Source organism: Metallosphaera javensis (ex Hofmann et al. 2022) (assembly GCF_022064045.1).
Lineage (GTDB): Archaea > Thermoproteota > Thermoprotei_A > Sulfolobales > Sulfolobaceae > Metallosphaera > Metallosphaera javensis.
In genome coordinates, this window is sequence record NZ_JAKNCW010000077.1 from 1 (window position 1) to 243 (window position 243).

Genomic DNA, 243 nt, shown 5'->3' on the forward strand with positions numbered 1-243 from the left:
GTCGTAGCGGAAGTAGGCCGCCACCCGCACGGTGTCGTCGGCCGGCTGCACCGATGCGAACAGATCGATCGGCGTGATCACGCTCTGGCTCGAAGCCTGGGCCAGCCGCACGAAGAAGTCGCGCGCCTGCATCGTGCCGAGAAAGGGCGAATGCACGATGCCGTCGTCTTCGAAGCAGGCCACCAGCCCCGCCGTATCGCTTGCATGCAGATGCCGCAGATAGCGGCGCACCGTGTCCAATTG

1 protein-coding gene is annotated in these 243 nt (G+C 65.4%); it reads right to left on the reverse strand.

The window, feature by feature from the left end; all coding sequences use genetic code 11:
• The coding region (locus L3N51_RS12460) for a nuclear transport factor 2 family protein (RefSeq protein ID WP_238027528.1) at positions 1-243 on the reverse strand (243 nt) is incomplete at both ends.